Source organism: Paraburkholderia sp. BR14374, assembly GCF_040948685.1.
Taxonomy (GTDB): domain Bacteria; phylum Pseudomonadota; class Gammaproteobacteria; order Burkholderiales; family Burkholderiaceae; genus Paraburkholderia; species Paraburkholderia youngii.
The window spans coordinates 1-922 of record NZ_JBFPKF010000113.1; the positions used below are offsets into that span (position 1 = coordinate 1).

The window sequence follows — 922 nt, forward strand, 5'->3', positions numbered from 1 at the left end:
CAGGCTGTTGAATTTGGGTCCCGTGTAAACGGGGTTTGAGGGACGGGCGTTATGGATATCGTGTTCATGATCTTTGGCAGCGGATGCGATGCGCGGAATGGATGAGATGCAGGAACCCCTGTTCACGACCGTCAAGCTCGAGGACTTCGTCCCGGCTGATCACCCGTTGCGACCGATCCGGTTGCTGGTGAATGATGCGTTGAAACGGCTCAACGGGTTGTTCAGCGTCATCTACGCGGACACCGGCCGTGCCTCGATTGCGCCTGAGAAGCTGATGCGGGCGCTGCTGTTGCAGGTGTTCTACTCGGTGCGCAGCGAGCGCATGCTGATGGACCAGATGCGCTACAACCTGCTGTTCCGCTGGTTTGTCGGGCTGGCGATTGAGGACGCCGTGTGGGACCACTCGGTGTTCTCGAAGAACCGCGACCGGCTTCTGGAGCATGAAGTCGTGGAAGCGCTCTTCACCGAGGTCATGAGCCTGGCGGACAAGCGGGGCTTGCTCTCGAGCGAGCATTTCTCGGTGGACGGCACGCTGATTCAGGCGTGGGCCAGTCACAAGAGCTTCCGCCGCAAGGACGGCCCGGACGATGGTCCGCCAGCCGGCGGTGGCCGCAACGCCGACACTGACTGGAAAGGCGAGCGACGTAGCAATGCCACGCACGAGTCGACTACTGATCCGGAGGCGCGATTGTTCAAGAAGAGCCGCAAGAGCCCGGCCATCCTGTGCTACCACGGGCACATCCTGATGGAGAATCGCTCGGGGCTGGTGGTCGGCGCCGTGGTCAGTCACGCAGATGGTTTCGCCGAGCGGGCCAGCGCATTGCAATTGCTCGATTGCGTGCCAGGCGCTCATGCGAAGACAGTTGGTGCCGACAAGGCGTATGACACCCGCGACTTCGTGAACGATTGCCGCGCTCGCAAC

1 protein-coding gene is annotated in these 922 nt (G+C 61.6%); it reads left to right on the forward strand.

Annotation, left to right across the window (positions count from 1 at the left end):
* Nucleotides 1-97 precede the first annotated feature (97 nt).
* The coding region (locus tag AB3X86_RS38245; protein WP_368599901.1) for an IS5 family transposase at nucleotides 98-922 on the forward strand (825 nt) is incomplete at its 3' end.